This window comes from Paenibacillus sp. SEL1 (genome assembly GCF_054602535.1).
This window is the reverse complement of the sequence record NZ_CM137723.1, coordinates 2,284,862-2,301,163: the sequence shown is the minus strand read 5'-3', so window position 1 is coordinate 2,301,163 and position 16,302 is coordinate 2,284,862. Positions and strand designations below refer to the sequence as shown.

General features: G+C 46.6%; 11 protein-coding genes. 10 read left to right on the top strand and 1 reads right to left on the bottom strand.

The genetic code is table 11. The features are described 5' to 3' along the window. The first annotated feature begins 182 nt into the window (after nucleotides 1–182). From ACYCSE_RS10515 to ACYCSE_RS10505, 3 genes are all read left to right on the top strand, one after another. Complete coding sequence (locus ACYCSE_RS10515; RefSeq protein ID WP_459702201.1) at nucleotides 183–1,838, top strand: SWIM zinc finger family protein; 1,656 nt, start codon at nucleotides 183–185, stop codon at nucleotides 1,836–1,838. Further along, nucleotides 1,835–4,795 (top strand): DEAD/DEAH box helicase, encoded by a 2,961-nt coding sequence (locus tag ACYCSE_RS10510; protein ID WP_459702200.1) that lies wholly within the window; start codon nucleotides 1,835–1,837, stop codon nucleotides 4,793–4,795. The genes ACYCSE_RS10515 and ACYCSE_RS10510 overlap by 4 nt, the downstream gene beginning before the upstream one ends. Before the next feature lie 147 nt (nucleotides 4,796–4,942). Continuing rightward, complete coding sequence (locus tag ACYCSE_RS10505; RefSeq protein ID WP_069290836.1) at nucleotides 4,943–5,287, top strand: hypothetical protein; 345 nt, start codon at nucleotides 4,943–4,945, stop codon at nucleotides 5,285–5,287. Between the two features lie 91 nt (nucleotides 5,288–5,378). Here the strand turns inward: ACYCSE_RS10505 and ACYCSE_RS10500 are convergent, their stop codons facing one another. Next, a complete protein-coding gene (locus ACYCSE_RS10500; protein ID WP_459702199.1) occupies nucleotides 5,379–7,472 on the bottom strand; it encodes a pectate lyase family protein in 2,094 nt (697 codons plus the stop codon). A 373-nt stretch (nucleotides 7,473–7,845) separates the two neighbouring features. Between ACYCSE_RS10500 and ACYCSE_RS10495 the strand changes: the two genes are divergently transcribed. From ACYCSE_RS10495 to ACYCSE_RS10465, 7 genes are all read left to right on the top strand, one after another. Beyond that, entirely contained in the window at nucleotides 7,846–8,367 is a 522-nt protein-coding gene (locus ACYCSE_RS10495) for a ClbS/DfsB family four-helix bundle protein (protein WP_446675856.1), read from the top strand. Nucleotides 8,368–8,442: 75 nt separating this feature from the next. Next, on the top strand, nucleotides 8,443–9,078 hold the full coding sequence (gene udk / locus ACYCSE_RS10490; RefSeq protein WP_013308305.1) for a uridine kinase: 636 nt from the start codon (nucleotides 8,443–8,445) through the stop codon (nucleotides 9,076–9,078). A 260-nt stretch (nucleotides 9,079–9,338) separates the two neighbouring features. Next, complete coding sequence (locus tag ACYCSE_RS10485; RefSeq protein ID WP_459702198.1) at nucleotides 9,339–10,898, top strand: response regulator transcription factor; 1,560 nt, start codon at nucleotides 9,339–9,341, stop codon at nucleotides 10,896–10,898. Nucleotides 10,899–10,936: 38 nt separating this feature from the next. Continuing rightward, nucleotides 10,937–12,751: a cache domain-containing sensor histidine kinase gene (locus ACYCSE_RS10480; protein ID WP_430151152.1), complete on the top strand. Its 1,815-nt coding sequence runs from the start codon at nucleotides 10,937–10,939 to the stop codon at nucleotides 12,749–12,751. A 404-nt stretch (nucleotides 12,752–13,155) separates the two neighbouring features. After that, entirely contained in the window at nucleotides 13,156–14,445 is a 1,290-nt protein-coding gene (locus ACYCSE_RS10475) for an ABC transporter substrate-binding protein (RefSeq protein ID WP_039274127.1), read from the top strand. A 101-nt stretch (nucleotides 14,446–14,546) separates the two neighbouring features. Next, a complete protein-coding gene (locus ACYCSE_RS10470; protein ID WP_069081021.1) occupies nucleotides 14,547–15,443 on the top strand; it encodes a carbohydrate ABC transporter permease in 897 nt (298 codons plus the stop codon). Next, nucleotides 15,440–16,264, top strand: coding sequence for a carbohydrate ABC transporter permease (locus tag ACYCSE_RS10465; RefSeq protein ID WP_459702197.1), 825 nt, complete (start codon nucleotides 15,440–15,442; stop codon nucleotides 16,262–16,264). The genes ACYCSE_RS10470 and ACYCSE_RS10465 overlap by 4 nt, the downstream gene beginning before the upstream one ends. The last annotated feature ends 38 nt before the right edge of the window (nucleotides 16,265–16,302 follow it).

Here is a 16,302-nt window from a genome sequence, read left to right as displayed (position 1 = left end):
GCCTCCCTTCCCGATGATTCACCCCACCTTACGCTATAGTGTAAGGTTCTTTCACTTTTACCCGGCGGATCTTCTTCGAAATTTTCCAACTCTCCCTCCACTCAATTTATATTCGTGAACTGATATAATGGAAGAGTTAAACTACTACCCGATCAACTATTCTCTCTTAGGAGACTAATCATATGAAACCAACCTATCTTATGGATGATATACAGTGGCAACAGCTTATTCAAAACGTGGCTGACCATTTTAATGACGTGACGATCAAACGAGGCTTTCAATATTTTAAGCAGGGAAAGGTAAAAGAATTCGCAATGCCTGATGCCGACCATATCGCAGCTGTCGTGGATGGAAGCGAGCTATACGAGGTGGATCTTCACTTGAGTGCTTTTGCTGCCAGCAGATGCACATGCCCTGTCCACACCAACTGCAAGCATATGATCGCCGTACTACTGAATTACGCGAATGAACAGGAACGTTCTGTACATGCTTTAGTGAACGCTCATTCGGCGGGATTCACCCGATTGGCGGCAAAAGCTGACACGCGTACCACACCTCCTTCCCGGTCGAATCTTTCACCGGATCACAAGGAAGCAACAAGAAACGCTCTCAGTAAAACAGCAAGCAAGATACCAGACATGCCCATTTCAGAGTGGCATGATCTGTTCGATCAGTGTATCGCCCTTAACCGTGTGAACACACAAAATTCCCAATATGTCCAAAGCGCTTTAGCCTCGATCTATGCTGTGAAGCCACCGCTTTCACCCGGCATGCAACAGCTATACGGACTGCATGCTCATCTGCGTGTGCTGGAAAAGCTGATGCCTCAGTCTCCCATGCCGGGCTATCCCTCTCATACCTATATGGGGTATTACACGCAAATCGCCGCCGATGAGCTTAAAGAAGCTATCGAGCGTGATTTTGAAAGCCCGCTGGAGCTGACCGATGAACCGATGCAAGAAGCCCGTATCGCAGAAACCTTAGCCTATTTGCGCCGAAAAATGCTGACAGAATCGCGTAACGGTACTTATTTTTCAGACACGTATTATCAGTTTTGGCTGAACTGGGTGCATCCCGAAAGACAGGACTCCAGCATATATACGGAGGAATTAAAGCATTTACAGGTGGCTGAGGAGGATCTCGGCACAACTTTAGCACGGCTTCCATGGATGCTGGCTCGTAGCTGGATGCATATTTACCAATCGCAGGATAATGAAGCTTGGGTACTTCTTCAGGAAGCAGAACGAGCTTTTCCACTAAAAATCTCTTCCAACCAATTGCTTTTGTTCTTACAGGCGTTGCGCAAAGCCGAGGATTGGGCACGTCTCAAGGACGGACTGCAGCATATCGGTCCCCTGCTTCACAGTCATCGGGATGACCATTTACAGGATTATATGCATGATTGGGATGTGGTTTTGCAGCACCTTCCAGAAGCGGAGCAGGACATGTGGGACACGCTGGTGGGTATGCTTCCATTTGCCGGAGGAATGTATGAAGAGGCGCTGCTTGCCCACGAAAAATGGCGGTCATGGATCGACTATCAGCTAAGCATACGCAGTGAACCATTGAGTTTTCGAGTGAGCGTGTTACAGCCCATTGAAAAGAACGCGCCTGAGTTACTACTCCCCTTTTACCATCAAGCGGTAGAACGTTATGTGCTAGAAAAAAACAGAGCCAGCTATAAAGCAGCAGTCAAGCTGTTAAAGCGACTGTTCAAGCTGTACAAGAAAATGAAGCAAGAATCACGCTGGGAGCTGTTCTTCACGACCTTCACCAGCCGTCATAGCCGCCTGCGGGCGCTACAAGAGGAATTGCGGAAAGGGAAATTGTTATCATGAGTCAATATACCGAAACGATTACCGTGCATATCCAATTAACTACCTATGGAGACGCGCTGATCTATGGCGATTCCTCCATGAACTATAGCATTTCCGGCCAAATCCTGAAGCAGCGTTTGTTTGCTTGGCATGAGGCTTCGTTTTATGGCACCGAGCTGGAGATTCAACATGTTCAAGACACGGATATTATCCTGCTGCCTTCGGAGCAGGTGATTCCTTTTCTGGCAGAGCGCGAGCTTCTAAAGCATATCGAATGGATCTGGGACGAGGCCCATGCCCCGTGGCTTCGGCTGATCCCTTTACTTGCTCACTGTATTGAAGCGAAAGCATATGTGCCCAGCTTCACGGCATTCCAGGCAGGGAAGCTGCAATGGATGTGGGATGCGGAAGCACAGGAAAACATCCAACCGGCAGAGCTTGCTTTGCTAGACAGCTTGGAGAAGGACGAGCAGGATGGGCTGATAGCGGCGTTCTCGGCTGCCGTATTTCAGCGCTGGTACGGCACTGAAGCGGAAGCCGCCGATTTGCGAAGAGAATATCCAATTCTCTTCGCTCCCAATCGCCCGGCGGCGGGTCTAGACGCGCGGGCCTGGCTCATCGCCATCGGCTGGAAAGCCGATACCGCGCCATTTCGGCCGCTTCTGCAACTGCTGGAGCCAGAGCTGGAGGACGACGAGCCGTCCTGGCAGCTCAAGCTTGTGTTGCAGGACAAGCAGGACCCGGCGTTGCTGGTGTCTGTACAGCTGGCCGATGATGGGTACGCATCCGGCTCATGGCCCGATGCCTGGACAGCACATGTCCGTGAGCGCTCAGCCGGGTGGCTAGAACGCTTGATCTCGATTTTGCCTGCCGGGCAGCGTGCCGGAAGCCGCGATGACGTGCTGAATCACCCGCTCTCCGACGAAGCAGCGTGGCAATTTCTGACGACCGACAGCCAGCGTCTGCTGGAAAGCGGTTGGCAGGTGCTGCTCCCGGCTTGGTGGGAGGCAGCTACCCGCAAGAAGCCGAAGCTGCGGGCCAAGGTACGCCCGGGCGAAGGGGCGGGAGAGCGCACGAAGAGCAGCTCGCTGTTCGGACTGGACTCGATTGTCCAGTTCGATTGGCGTGTTGCCATTGGCGACGCCGATCTGAGCGAGTCGGAATTCGCCGAGCTCGTCGCTCGCAACGAGCGCTTGGTGCGCTTCCGCGGGCAATGGATCGCGCTCGACCCCGCGTTGCTGGCGCAGATCCGCCGGGCCATGGCCGGGATCGACAGTGCTCAGGGATTGTCCTTTCAGGACATCCTACAGCTACACCTGCTCGGCAACGCCGACGAGCCTGAAGGCGACGCCTCGGGCGAGCAGCCGGAAGATGCGGCACGCTTCCGACTGGAAGTCGAGCTGAATGCCCATCTGCTGAAGCTGATCAGCCAGCTCGGACGACAGTCGGAATGGCCTGCATTGGACGTGCCGGATGGGCTGCAAGCCGAGCTGCGAACGTATCAGCGGGACGGGTATGCATGGCTTGCCTTTTTACGGCGTTTTGGACTGGGTGCCTGTCTGGCCGATGACATGGGACTCGGTAAAACGGTGCAGTTTATTACTTATTTACTGCACCTACAGAATATTGCCGCCGAGACGGGCGTCCGTTCCAGCTCACTGCTGATTTGCCCGACTTCGGTGCTGGGCAACTGGCAGAAGGAACTCAGCCGCTTCGCCCCTTCGCTGAAGGTGATGCTGCACTATGGAAGCAAGCGGGAGCAGGGAGACTTGTTCCGCGAAGAAGTCGAGCAGGCCGATGTCATCCTGACCTCCTTCGCTACGGCAACCCTGGATCAAGAGCTGCTACAAAGCATGACCTGGGATTCAGTCTGCCTGGATGAAGCGCAAAACATTAAAAATGCGCAAACCAAGCAATCCACAGCCGTGCGCAGCTTTCCTGCACGTCATCGGATCGCGTTGACCGGGACACCTATTGAAAATCGGTTGTCCGAGCTATGGTCCATTTATGATTTTATCAACCCAGGTTATCTGGGCAGCTCACGCGCCTTTAGCAATCGCTTCATTAATGCTATTGAGAAGGAACATAACGAGCAGCGCACGTTAGATTTGCAAAAGCTGGTTCAGCCCTTCATGCTGCGACGCAAGAAGAAGGACCCAGCTATACAGCTTGATTTGCCTGACAAGAATGAGATGAAAACGTACATTCATCTGACCTCTGAGCAGGGCGCGCTCTATGACCAGATTGTCAAAGAGTTGATGGAACGGATGCAGAAGCTGGAAGGGATTGAACGGAAAGGAGCCATTTTATCCGCCCTTACCCAGTTGAAGCAGCTTTGTGACCATCCTGCCCTCTTAACCAAGGAGGCACTCCCGAATGCTGCGGATTCCGGTTATAGTCAGTCCGATCTTGAAGCGGTCATTAGCCGTTCATCCAAGCTGGAGCGCATTCTGGCTATGGTCAAGGAACTGCGGGAGGAGGGCGAGCGCTGCCTTATTTTTACACAGTATATTGGTATGGGGCAGATGCTCCAGCGGGTACTCGCTCAGGAGCTGCGAGAGCCCGTGCTCTATCTGAACGGCAGCACATCCAAAACGGCCCGTGACCGAATGATTGATCAATTCCAATCTCACACGCTCTCCCCTGCCGAGCAGCCGTCCGTGTTTATTTTGTCGCTCAAAGCCGGGGGGGTGGGTCTGAATCTGACGGCCGCCAACCACGTCTTTCACTTTGATCGCTGGTGGAATCCAGCTGTTGAAAATCAGGCCACAGACCGAGCCTACCGGATGGGACAAACGAAGGATGTACAGGTGCACAAATTTATCTCGTTGGGCACGCTGGAGGAACGCATTGATGAAATGCTGGAAAGCAAGCAGCAGCTTAGCGACCAGATCATAACCAGTACCGAGGGCTGGATTACTGAGCTGTCTACAGACGCGTTAAAAGACCTCTTTACGCTACGGCGCGATTGGGCATGATGAGGTCCCGAATCGAACGATAATGTACATGGAGTGTCATTTTGAGTTCGGTATATACCTATTTATAAGAAGTCGTAGTTTATAACACAATCCAAAACTCCTTTGTGTGCATTTACTATCTCATCACAACAAAGGAGTTGATTTGAAGTGGCCATTCGTCCTCCGCAAACATTGAAATCTACGGGCAGAAAGGTTCCTGTTACGAGATATCGCAATGTGAGCCCTACACAAACTCTGCGCCGTTTTACAGTCATTTGGGCTAACAATGATGGTGTGCCTTTTAACACGTCTGGATTTTTCGCAACACTGCGCCGTTTAGATGGAACCTTTGTGCAAGCTGCAGGCTTCGACCGCTTTGGTACTGCCCGATTCAGCAGAGTCCGCACACCTACGAACCAGCCTTATATTCTGCGTACTTTTAGAGATGATGGAGTATTATTCCGCGTTAGATCCGTACCTGCTGGCGTATCCTCGTTTGTCGTTATTGGTTAAGTTCGTACCGAACGCAGCCTAGACGTAGTTAACAAAAAAAGCAGCCAGCAACAGAGCTTATCTGTACTGGCTGCTTTTTTATATGGCCTACCTATTCGGAATCTTCTTCCACTATTGCATTTTTCGTAACGGACGTATTGTACACCGTTTTGAGCCAGTTTTCACTCGACCAGTTCAGCTTACCTGCACCCGCTCCATCCTTGGCCTGCAATTGAGCAACCAGATTGGCAGGGTCTTCGGCTGTATAGCTGTATGGCAACGTTGTGAACCCATTCCAAGAGAAGTCCTTGGTCTTGGCAGGATAAGGGGCTAACGGGCTATTCGCATCGTCACTGCCTCCTCTGAATACGGTACCGTTGTTCGAAAAGATAACGTCTTCGGCTTTGATTTTACCTGTGTAATCCGCTTTGTTAGGATCTTTTTGATTATTACGCACTGGAGAGAACACATCAATCAAATAAGACTTTTCTAGCAACACCGCGCCGTTTTCTGTTGAAATTGCACCATTACCCACGACATCAAAATGGTATCCTTTTGCGGCAATTGCTTTAGCCATATCAGAAGTAACTCTTTTTTTGGCTCTGGCCAATCCGGCATCGTCCATAACGATGTTATATGCATGAGCATTACCACCACGCAGACGAGGCATGCGATCCTGAATATCCAGATAGTAATTATGATGCAGCGTCACCTCCAGGTCTGCATTGTCGGAAGCCATTTCCGTAGCACCGATTAGATGAGCCTTCTTTTGTCCTGCTGCAATATCAATGATATCTTCTTTACTCATGCCTACTGCACTGCTTCTCAGATACGCGTACATAGGATAGGAAGACTTGTCTGCTTCCATCGCGTTGACTTGTTGGGTTACCCAGCTGTTGGAGCTGCGGTCATCTCCTTTGAACAAAGACCAGGAAATCGTAACTCCGTTACTACCTTTTTTCACATCTACCAAACCATCATAGGCTTTGTTAAATGTACAGTGATCGATCCATACCTTGGAACTTGTACCTTCGATGGTAACATAATCCCAGTCATTCTTATCATAGTTCCCTTTGGTTGCTTCATCCCACTCCCAAAGCTCATCAAATTCGAGGTTACGGAAAATCAAATTAGAGCTTCTTTTGATGACAAAGCCAGCATGTTTGATTTTCGCACCATTGGCAGAGAAAATCGTAACCCCATTCATATTTTCGATATAGACTTTGCTCACTCCTGTCTTTTTCAGAACAGGATGCGTCTGTACAGGATTGTTGGCACTAAAAGGCATTACTTTGGCAGCACTAGGAATTTCATTCCAACCGAGATCAAGATCGTTCATAATCTCAATCACTTTGACTTTGCTGCCTTTCTTCAGTGCTTCGTTGAGATCTACAGCATTGTATACCTTTTTGTAGTTGGCATCGGTATCCGCAATATTGCCACCACCGGTGTTACCATACGAAAATCCAGTCAAATTATAGTTATTTTTGGAGGTTACATCAGGGTCCACCCCAGGAGTCGGTTGTTCTGTACCTGGTGTCGGATTCACAGGCGGTGTTCCTGGATCTACCTCAGAAGAAGCACCGGATACCATCACATTATCGAATTGGGCAGCTGCTTTGGAGGTTACCAATCCAATGGCTCCAGCAGTGAGGCTGGTGTCTGTTGCGGACAGTTCCAGTTGATCATTGACATACATTTTGATTTCCGAACCGGATAGTTCCAGCTTGACTCTGTACCATGTATTCGTGTCCAGTTTGTATTTTTTATTCGTAGCCAGTGTCTTCATAGAGCCTTTGACTTTTTTTCGAATCTCAAGAGCTCCGTCTTTCTTGTTATACAACGATGCTGCATAGAAGTTGTTGGAATCTGTGTATCTACCTGCAACGTAGACTCGATTGGAGCCATTAAAATCATTTACATATACATCTGCTTGCACGCTATAGTTCGTCCATGAGGCGTTACCTTTGACGGAATGGCTTTCGCTTCGAGTAGATTGTTGGTATGTAGATCCATTCCCATCCTTGACCACAGACCAGTTCCCCGATCCTGCGGTCCAGCCTTGAGCTTCCCCTTGTTCAAAATCATCACTTATCTGTAAATTCCCATCCGCATGTGCATGACCCAGCAACGGTAATGATAAAGACAGTACCAACGTACTGCTTAACATTACACTTGCACATTTTTTTAACAAACTCGACTTCATATAACAGTCTCCTTCTCGATTAGATTCATGAATACTAAAGCAAAGGTTGCACCGTTTATCGGACATGACATGCCCAACGGTATATAACGTACTGATGAAGGGAATAATATTCCAACACCAATGAGGGCCCTAAGCGCTATACTCCAATAATTATAGACACTTAAATAAATATTAAAATATGTCTAATTACTTATCTTTTGTCTTAATTTCTCTATTAATTTTGCATCCTTTTTCGTGAACACACCAACTGCTGTTTCATAAAATCACAAAAAACGATATTTTTTTATTTTTGAATAAGACATACGGTTGTCATATTGGGAATGGTACATATAAAGGGGTGAGTATCATCCATATCATTTAAAGGAGCGATGAGATGTCCAGTTACGAATACGCCTCCAAATCAGAGTTAAAGGAAGCCATTCATGTCTCCTACTTACGATTTGACGGTGAGTTCCAGGAGATCGACGAGAGCCAAAAGGATATCCGTATCCCTGAAGTAGATAAAACACCCGCAGAAATGATTGCCTACCAGCTCGGATGGCTTCATCTTGTCATGACATGGGACAGGGACGAACGGGAAGGAAAAACCGTGATCATGCCCGCCCCCAATTATAAATGGAATAGACTAGGCGAACTATATCAATCATTTTACAAGACCTACTCCCACCAATCTTTACGTGAATTACGCGATATGTTCAAGTTGGCTGAGCAAAAGTGGCTGGATTGGATCGACACACTTAGTCATGAAGAGCTCTTCACTCAGGGCGTTCACGACTGGACAGGGACTAATCCGAAATGGCCCATGGCAAGATGGATTCATATCAACTCGGTGGCACCGTTTAAAACATTCAGAGCCAAGATACGGAAATGGAAGAAATACAAAGTCCAACAGTGATGAAAAAAAGTGTGCATTGTGCTACAATACTTGAGTTGTATCGGGATACATTTAGGGAAGGGTAAGTGAAACGCCATGCTTATTATTGGTATTGCCGGCGGTACAGGTTCCGGTAAATCGACGGTAGCACGCGCCGTCGTTGAGCGTCTGGGATCTAATAAAGTGACTTTCATATCTCAGGATAACTATTATAAAGACCATTCACATCTGAGTTATGATGAACGTGCTTTGGTCAATTATGATCATCCGTTTGCCTTTGACAACGAATTGCTTATTGAGCATCTCCAATGTCTGAAAAAAGGACAAGCGACACAAGCGCCAGTGTATGACTTTACGGTTCATGCACGCTCCACGGACGAGACGGTAGAGCTTCTGCCAAATCACATCGTTATGTTGGAAGGTCTGCACGTACTGTCAGACGAAAAGCTCCGCAGCTTGCTTGACATCAAAGTATTTGTGGATACTGACCCTGATGTGCGCATTCTCCGTCGGGTTCTTCGCGATATTGAGGAACGCGGCCGCACCATCCATTCGATCCACGATCACTATTTGACTACGGTTAAGCCGATGCATGAGGCATTTATTGAGCCTTCCAAGAAATACGCTGACCTGATCCTTCCTGAGGGAGGACACAATGAGGTTGGTATTCAACTGCTGTCTATTTTGACTGAGAAATATTTAGCAGGAGATCGGACATGGGGTACTGTATAAGGTAATCCCGGTTATTTAGGCTGTCGAGATTTTCTCGGCTGCCTTTTTTGTTGTTTTATATGCCATTTGGACTAAATTTTTTTGGAATCCCCGTGTAGTTTATGTTAGCATGTAAAGATTAAATGCTTTAGATTTAAGTTAAGTTGGAAGCGTTGTCAAATATGTGCCTCAGATGATATGACGTCCACGTGATGGAGGTCTTTTTTGAATTAGGATTTTTGCAAAATCCTCGAATAGGTATAATTACGGAGAGTGCTGCCATGAATGAGCTATGCAACATTTTGATTGTGGATGATGAGATATTGGTACGGCAGGGGATCAAACACCACTTGTCGTGGGAACAGTATGGATTTCGAATTGTAGGTGAAGCTTCTAACGGTAAAGAAGCATTGGAGCTAATTGAAACCTTGCGCCCTCATATAGTCATTACAGATATCGTAATGCCGATCATGGATGGCGAGGAGCTGACGCGCATAGTCAGACAGAACTATCCAGATATCGAAGTCATTGTACTTAGCAGTTACGGCGAGTTTAATTACGTGCGATCCACCTTTCAGCAAGGGGTTGCTGACTATATTTTAAAGCCCAAGCTAGACACGGATGAGCTGCTCCAGGTGCTCCAGAGAACCGCTCGCAAAATTCCATCCATTCAATATCAGGCAGATGCAGGGAATAGTCAAATTACGATAGATCATGTGATCGAAAAGCTGATCTCCGGGTATAGCATGGACTATGACGCCGAGCTGCTGAAGCAAGCATTTCCTTATGCCCGTTTTGCACTCATAGGTATAGAACAGCTGGCACAGCAGGATAAAGGGCGCTCCATCTCTGCCTCGGACCTATTTTCCAAGCTTACGGATCGAGTATCCTCTGCCTGTGAGTACATCGTACTGCGACAACTGCCATCTGATGTCTATGCGGCTGTGTTTTTAGCCAATCTTGATCCACGGGAAGTGAACGCCTGGATGGCTACGGTTAGGGAAGTTGCTCAGGAGACAAAGCGAGTCGATCCACAAACAGGCTGGGCAGTTAGCCATTTATTTGATGACTTCAATCAGATTAGTGACGTCTATCAGGATGAACTGCCAAAACTGCTGAGTTACCGCTTTTATTTCCCAGAAACAGCGCTGCTAATAGAAGACGAACTCCCTCAACCTGTACAGGTGAACAGCTCGTTCAACTTAAAACAGTTTACAGAAGAGATGAAGCGGGAGCATTTTGATACAGCTTTTCAGGATTTGAGATCCTATGTAGCTGCCATGTCCGGTAACTATACCTCTACCGCTTTTGAATTCAAATCGCTTCTCGGAAATATCGTGTTCAACATTACGATTTTGCTCGGGAATCAGGGGTATGATATGAAGGAGCTGGATGCGGCGAAATATTCCTATTTCAAAACAATTAATGATGCCCCTCATGTACATGAAGCCGTGCGCCTTCTGGAGACTTTTTTGGAGGAAGCGAACAGACAGATCATGGCTAAAACACAGCAAGGAAGTAGTGCAAGCATGAAAAAACTGCTGGAGTATATTGAGGAGCATCATGCTGAAACGCTCAATTTGACGACACTTGGACAATATTTTCACTTTAACCCTTCCTACTTGTCCAGTTATTTTACGGCACACCATACAGAAGGTTTTAGCGAGTATCTCAACAAAATTAGGGTTGAAAAAGCCGCGGAGTTACTACGGTCGGGGACGATGTCCATTTCGGATATTAGCAGCACGGTAGGCTATTCGGACCCCAGCTATTTTACCAAAGTGTTCAAAAAAGTGAAGGGTTGCTCGCCCAGTCAGTACCGCCGGGAGCATCTCTATTAGAGAGTAAGCCACATCTGCCAGTAGAAAAGAGATTGAATATGAAAAGATATATCCATAAGATCAAATATCAAGGTCTGTTCTTCAAAATCTTTATTGTTATGGTGGTCAGCATCACTGCGGTGTCCTTGCTGACCTCTTTGGTGACGATTCGGATGTCTGAACGACTTTTTGCTGAGACATTCAGTATTACAAATGCCAAGGTACTCAGCCAGATTCAATCCAGCTTTGAATCCTTCAATGATTCTATCGTGAATGCCGTAACCCATGCTTCGGAAAATGGAACGGTCAAGAACTATCTGACTGGCGGTCAGTCTGACTCGATTAACTCGGCGAGGATTTACTTCGGAATGGCACAGCAAATGAAGCAAATTAAATCGAACGTCGATGCCTATGATGTCGGTGTCGCTGTAACAGGTCTGAATGGCCGGAGCTTTTACTCCGACTCGTCCTATTGGCCTGTAACTGCGGAAGAGCTTAAAAGCAGTGCTATTACAGCCCGAAGTGTAGCACGACCGGCACAGCTTATGTATCAATTGGATACTGAATTGTTGCAGCAACAAATGAATAGTACCCCGCAAAAGCCAACACCCTATATCATCGCCTCCAAACCATTTATGGAGCGGACCAGCGGCACCCTGTACGGCATGATCTACATCGCTATCCGAGAGCCTGAATTCCGCCGTTTCTACAACAATTTCACGAGCAACGGCAATGATGTGCTTATTTTGGACAAGTCGGGACTAATTGTATCGAGCAATCGCCAGGATCTGATCGGACAACGCTCCAGTGAGCTGCTAGGCTATGCCACAAAAATCAATGAACAGGGACTTAACTACATGAATGCGGATGTGATGAATAAGGAGAGTATCCTCCTTTCTAACTATATCCCTTCATTTGATTTTTATCTGGTGAACATGATTGACAGACAAGCCGCCATTGGGCAAATTATAGACGTTAAATCCGTTGTATGGATCTGCATTGCCATCGTACTGATTGCTTTGGTGATCGTTTTTCTGATATCCCGTCGACTGATTCGTTCGCTGACTCGACTGGTGAAGCAAATGTCGACCATACGCGAGAAAAATTTCGATAATTATATCCCGGTAACGGGCAGCTATGAGGTTAGACAATTAAGTCATGCTTACAACTACATGCTGGATGAACTAAATGACTATATCCGTAAGCTTTTAGAGACGCAAAAGGGTCAACGGAACGCAGAGCTTGCTGCACTACAACGGCAGATCAATCCGCACTTTCTGTACAATACACTGGCTTCGATCAAAATGCTGGTGCTCAAAGGAAACAAGGAAACAGCCGCCGAGACGATCAATGCACTCATTTCCTTACTGCAAAATACAATCAGCAATGTAAGTGAAACGATCACCATCGAGCAGGAAATGGCCAACATGCAAAATTATGTGTTCATTAACCATGTACGCTACGGGCAGCGGGTACAAGTGAATTATTTTGTATCACCCGATTGTCTGGAGTACCATGTGCCCAAGCTCATCATTCAGCCTTTTATCGAAAACTCATTTTTCCATGCGTTTAATGAAAAAAATGTAGGCCACATCTATATATTGGTGTCCAAAACGGAGGATACATTGATCTGTGAGGTGGTCGATGATGGAGATGGTATGGAATTGGACGGGCATACGGCGCAGGACGGACTGCCGAATCCCAAGAGCAAGCGCCAACTGTTCACAGGCATCGGCATCCAGAATGTGCACAACCGCATTACCCTTTTATATGGAGAAGAATACGGCGTGACCATCTCCAGTAAAAAAGGCGAGGGCACCAAAGTCAGAATGACCCTGCCATTGATCGTAAAACCCGCCCCTCCTACCCCATAAAAAATATAGGCTGAACTAAACAAAGAAGGTGGAACAAGAACGGAGTGGGCGGAATGGTGCTGTACAAGCGTAGCGGTCGCCTTTGTATCCGGATTTCAACCTTATATAATTTGAATAAAGAAATCTGGATACAACAGCGATGGGAAGCACCATCCGGCCGCGCAGTGGCGCTTCGTGAACAACTTTAGTTCAACCTAAAAAAAGTACCTAAACCAAAACAAAATACAAATGTAAGCGGTACCTTTTTTGATAAATCATAATAATAAGACCAATCCGTATAAAGATATTCCTAACGCCAACAAAGTATGGATGGTACACTAGATTTATAAATAAGGTAACCGCTTTCATTCAAGAGATTTAGAACTAGCAAGCAACATATAAAAAAAGAGTAGGGGTTGAACAAAATGAAAAAAATGACTTTCCTTCTGCTGATTGCAAGCTTAATCTTGCTATCCGCATGCTCCAGCAATTCCGAGAAAGCAGCTACTACCACAGATTCAGGCAAAAAAGAAATCACCGTCTGGGCTTGGGACCCGAACTTTAATATCGCAGCCCTGAAGCTGGCAAAAGATCGCTACGTTGCCAAACATCCAGATGTAACCGTAAACATTGTTGAATATGCTCAAAACGATATCGTACAAAAAATGAATGCCGGTCTTAACTCTGGTTCTACCAAAGGACTGCCGAACGTGGTTCTGATCGAGGATTATCGGGCACAGAACTTCTTACAAGCCTATCCCGATTCTTTCCATGATATGAGCAGCACAATCAAAGCATCCGACTTCGCTGATTATAAAATCGGACCGACTAGCTACAACGGCAAGCAATACGGTGTTCCATTCGACTCCGGTGTTATGGGACTGTATGTAAGAACGGATTATTTGGAACAAGCCGGCTACAAAGTAGCAGACCTGACCAATATTGATTGGGACAAATTTATTGAAATTGGTAAAGCCGTAAAACAAAAAACAGGCAAAGAAATGCTGACTCAAGATCCGAATGACCTCGGTCTGATCCGTGGTATGATCCAAACCGCAGGTTCATGGTACCTGAAAGAAGACGGTAAAACACCAAACCTGGCAGGTAATCCAGCTCTGAAAGAAGCGCTCTTGACGTACAAATCCTTGTTCGACGCCAACATTGTTAAAATGAATGCCGACTGGAGTCAGTTCCTGGCCGCATTCAACAGCGGTGCAGTTGCTTCCGTACCTACAGGTAACTGGATTACACCTTCGATCAAAGCAGAAGCTTCGCAATCGGGTAAATGGGCCGTTGTTCCTTTCCCTAAGCTGAAAAATATACCTGAATCCGTGAATGCTTCCAGCCTCGGCGGCAGCTCCTGGTATGTCCTTAACTCGGACGGTCAAGATACCGCTGCCGATTTCCTGAAAGAGACATTCGGAACAGATCCAGAACTGTATCAAGATATGTTGAGCAAAATTGGAATTGTTGGTTCATTGAACGCAGCTTCCAGCGGTAAAGCTTATGACGTGGAAGATCCGTACTTCGGTGGCGACAAAGTATACAAGAAATTTGCAGAATGGACTAAACAAGTTCCAAAAGTTAATTATGGCCTGCACACGTATGCCATTGAGGATATCATGACCGTTGAAATTCAAAACTATCTGAACGGAAAAGATGTAGACGCAGTTCTGAAAGATGCTCAAGGACAGGCGGAAGCACAGCTTAAATAAGACATTCCATCTAGCCAAGGCTAAACAATAAAACGATAAGCACTTAAAACCTTGGGCTTGCGAGTTCAAGGTTTTATTGCTGCACAGGGAGTTGACATGGTATGAAGACAGCCGCGCCCAAAATAACTACAACACGTCTCAAAGCAGGTATGACAGGATGGTTGTTCATATCCATCGCAGTGATCATGATTGCCGCTTTTTATTTCTATCCGATGATTCAGGCGCTTATCTTGTCCTTTAAGACAGGTACAGGGTCTAATCTGAGCTTTAATGGCATTGATAACTACAAGCGATTGTTCACCGATAAAATGTTTATAACCGCCGTGAAGAATACGTTTATCTATTTGATTTTCCAAGTACCTTTGATGGTCATTCTGGCTCTGTTCATTTCGGTATTGTTGAATGATAAAAACCTGAAATTCAAGGGCTTTTTCCGCACAGCTATCTTCTTGCCGTGTATCACATCCCTTGTAGCATACTCGGTTGTCTTCAAGTACCTGTTCTCGTCCGACGGTCTGGTAAACTCCTTATTGCTGAATCTGCACGTGATTGGCACGCCCATCCAATGGATTACAGATCCTTTCTGGGCCAAGGTTACGATTATTATCGCGATCACATGGCGCTGGACTGGTTACAATATGATCTTTTACCTGTCCGGTCTTCAGAACATTGACAATTCTATCTACGAAGCGGCCCGTATTGACGGAGCTTCCCCGATCCGACAGTTTTTCAGCATTACGGTTCCACTGCTTAAGCCGATTATCCTGTTCACTTCGATTACATCAACGATTGGTACACTCCAACTCTTCGATGAAATTATGAATATTACCAAGGGTGGGCCAGGGAACGCGACATCTTCAATTTCGCAATATATTTACAATTTGTCCTTCAAATATTCATCCGACTTTGGTTATGCGGCGACCGTATCTTATTCCATCGTCATTATGATCATTATCTTGTCGATTATCCAGTTCAAAGTGGCAGGTGAGAAAAAATGATGAAAACAAAAAGAGCATTTACGTACGCCTTTCTAATCATCGTGTCGTTCGTTTCGATTTTCCCGTTCCTCTGGATGCTATCCAGCTCCACGAACCTGTCAGTCGATGTGACCAAAGGCAAGCTTCTGCCTGGCTCCCATCTGATGGATAACATGCACAATTTGCTTGAAAAAGTAGACATCGTTACTGCACTAAGTAACTCTGCAAAAGTCTCCATCTCAACTACGCTGCTGGCTATGCTAATCGCATCACTGGCCGGTTATGGCTTTGAAATTTACAGAAGTAAAGCGAAAGACGTTGTCTTCAATATCCTGCTGATGTCTATGATGCTTCCGTTTGCGGCGATTATGATCCCGCTCTACCGGATGTTCGGCAGCATTTCTAATGTCATACCGTGGATCGGTATTGATACACTCTCTTCTGTCGTCATTCCGACCGTAACTACGGCGTTCCTGATCTTCTTTTTCCGTCAAAGCACCAAGATGTTTCCAAAGGATCTACTGGAGGCAGGTCGTATGGATGGATTGTCCGAGCTGGGTCTGTTCTTCCGGGTGTATATGCCTACGATGAAAACAACCTATGCCGCTGCCGCGATCATCACATTCATGTCCAGCTGGAACAACTACCTCTGGCCTCTGATTGTGCTGCAAACGCCGGAGAATCAAACGATTCCGCTATTGATCTCGAACCTCGGCTCCAGCTATGCACCGGATTACGGTGTCATCATGATCGCCATTGTTCTGTCCACACTGCCGACTGCACTGGTATTCTTCCTGATGCAGAAACACTTTGTAGCGGGCATGGTCGGTTCGGTTAAATAACAGACTTCTGTGTACGATCTTCATTTCATTTTAAAAAT

Excerpts from the sequence above, each read along its gene's own strand:
- ACYCSE_RS10515 (WP_459702201.1), top strand. The coding sequence starts at position 183 with ATGAAACCAACCTATCTTATGGATGATATACAGTGGCAACAGCTTATT.
- ACYCSE_RS10510 (WP_459702200.1), top strand. The coding sequence starts at position 1,835 with ATGAGTCAATATACCGAAACGATTACCGTGCATATCCAATTAACTACC.
- ACYCSE_RS10500 (WP_459702199.1), bottom strand. The coding sequence starts at position 7,472 with ATGAAGTCGAGTTTGTTAAAAAAATGTGCAAGTGTAATGTTAAGCAGT.
- ACYCSE_RS10495 (WP_446675856.1), top strand. The coding sequence starts at position 7,846 with ATGTCCAGTTACGAATACGCCTCCAAATCAGAGTTAAAGGAAGCCATT.
- udk (WP_013308305.1), top strand. The coding sequence starts at position 8,443 with ATGCTTATTATTGGTATTGCCGGCGGTACAGGTTCCGGTAAATCGACG.
- ACYCSE_RS10485 (WP_459702198.1), top strand. The coding sequence starts at position 9,339 with ATGAATGAGCTATGCAACATTTTGATTGTGGATGATGAGATATTGGTA.
- ACYCSE_RS10480 (WP_430151152.1), top strand. The coding sequence starts at position 10,937 with ATGAAAAGATATATCCATAAGATCAAATATCAAGGTCTGTTCTTCAAA.
- ACYCSE_RS10475 (WP_039274127.1), top strand. The coding sequence starts at position 13,156 with ATGAAAAAAATGACTTTCCTTCTGCTGATTGCAAGCTTAATCTTGCTA.
- ACYCSE_RS10470 (WP_069081021.1), top strand. The coding sequence starts at position 14,547 with ATGAAGACAGCCGCGCCCAAAATAACTACAACACGTCTCAAAGCAGGT.
- ACYCSE_RS10465 (WP_459702197.1), top strand. The coding sequence starts at position 15,440 with ATGATGAAAACAAAAAGAGCATTTACGTACGCCTTTCTAATCATCGTG.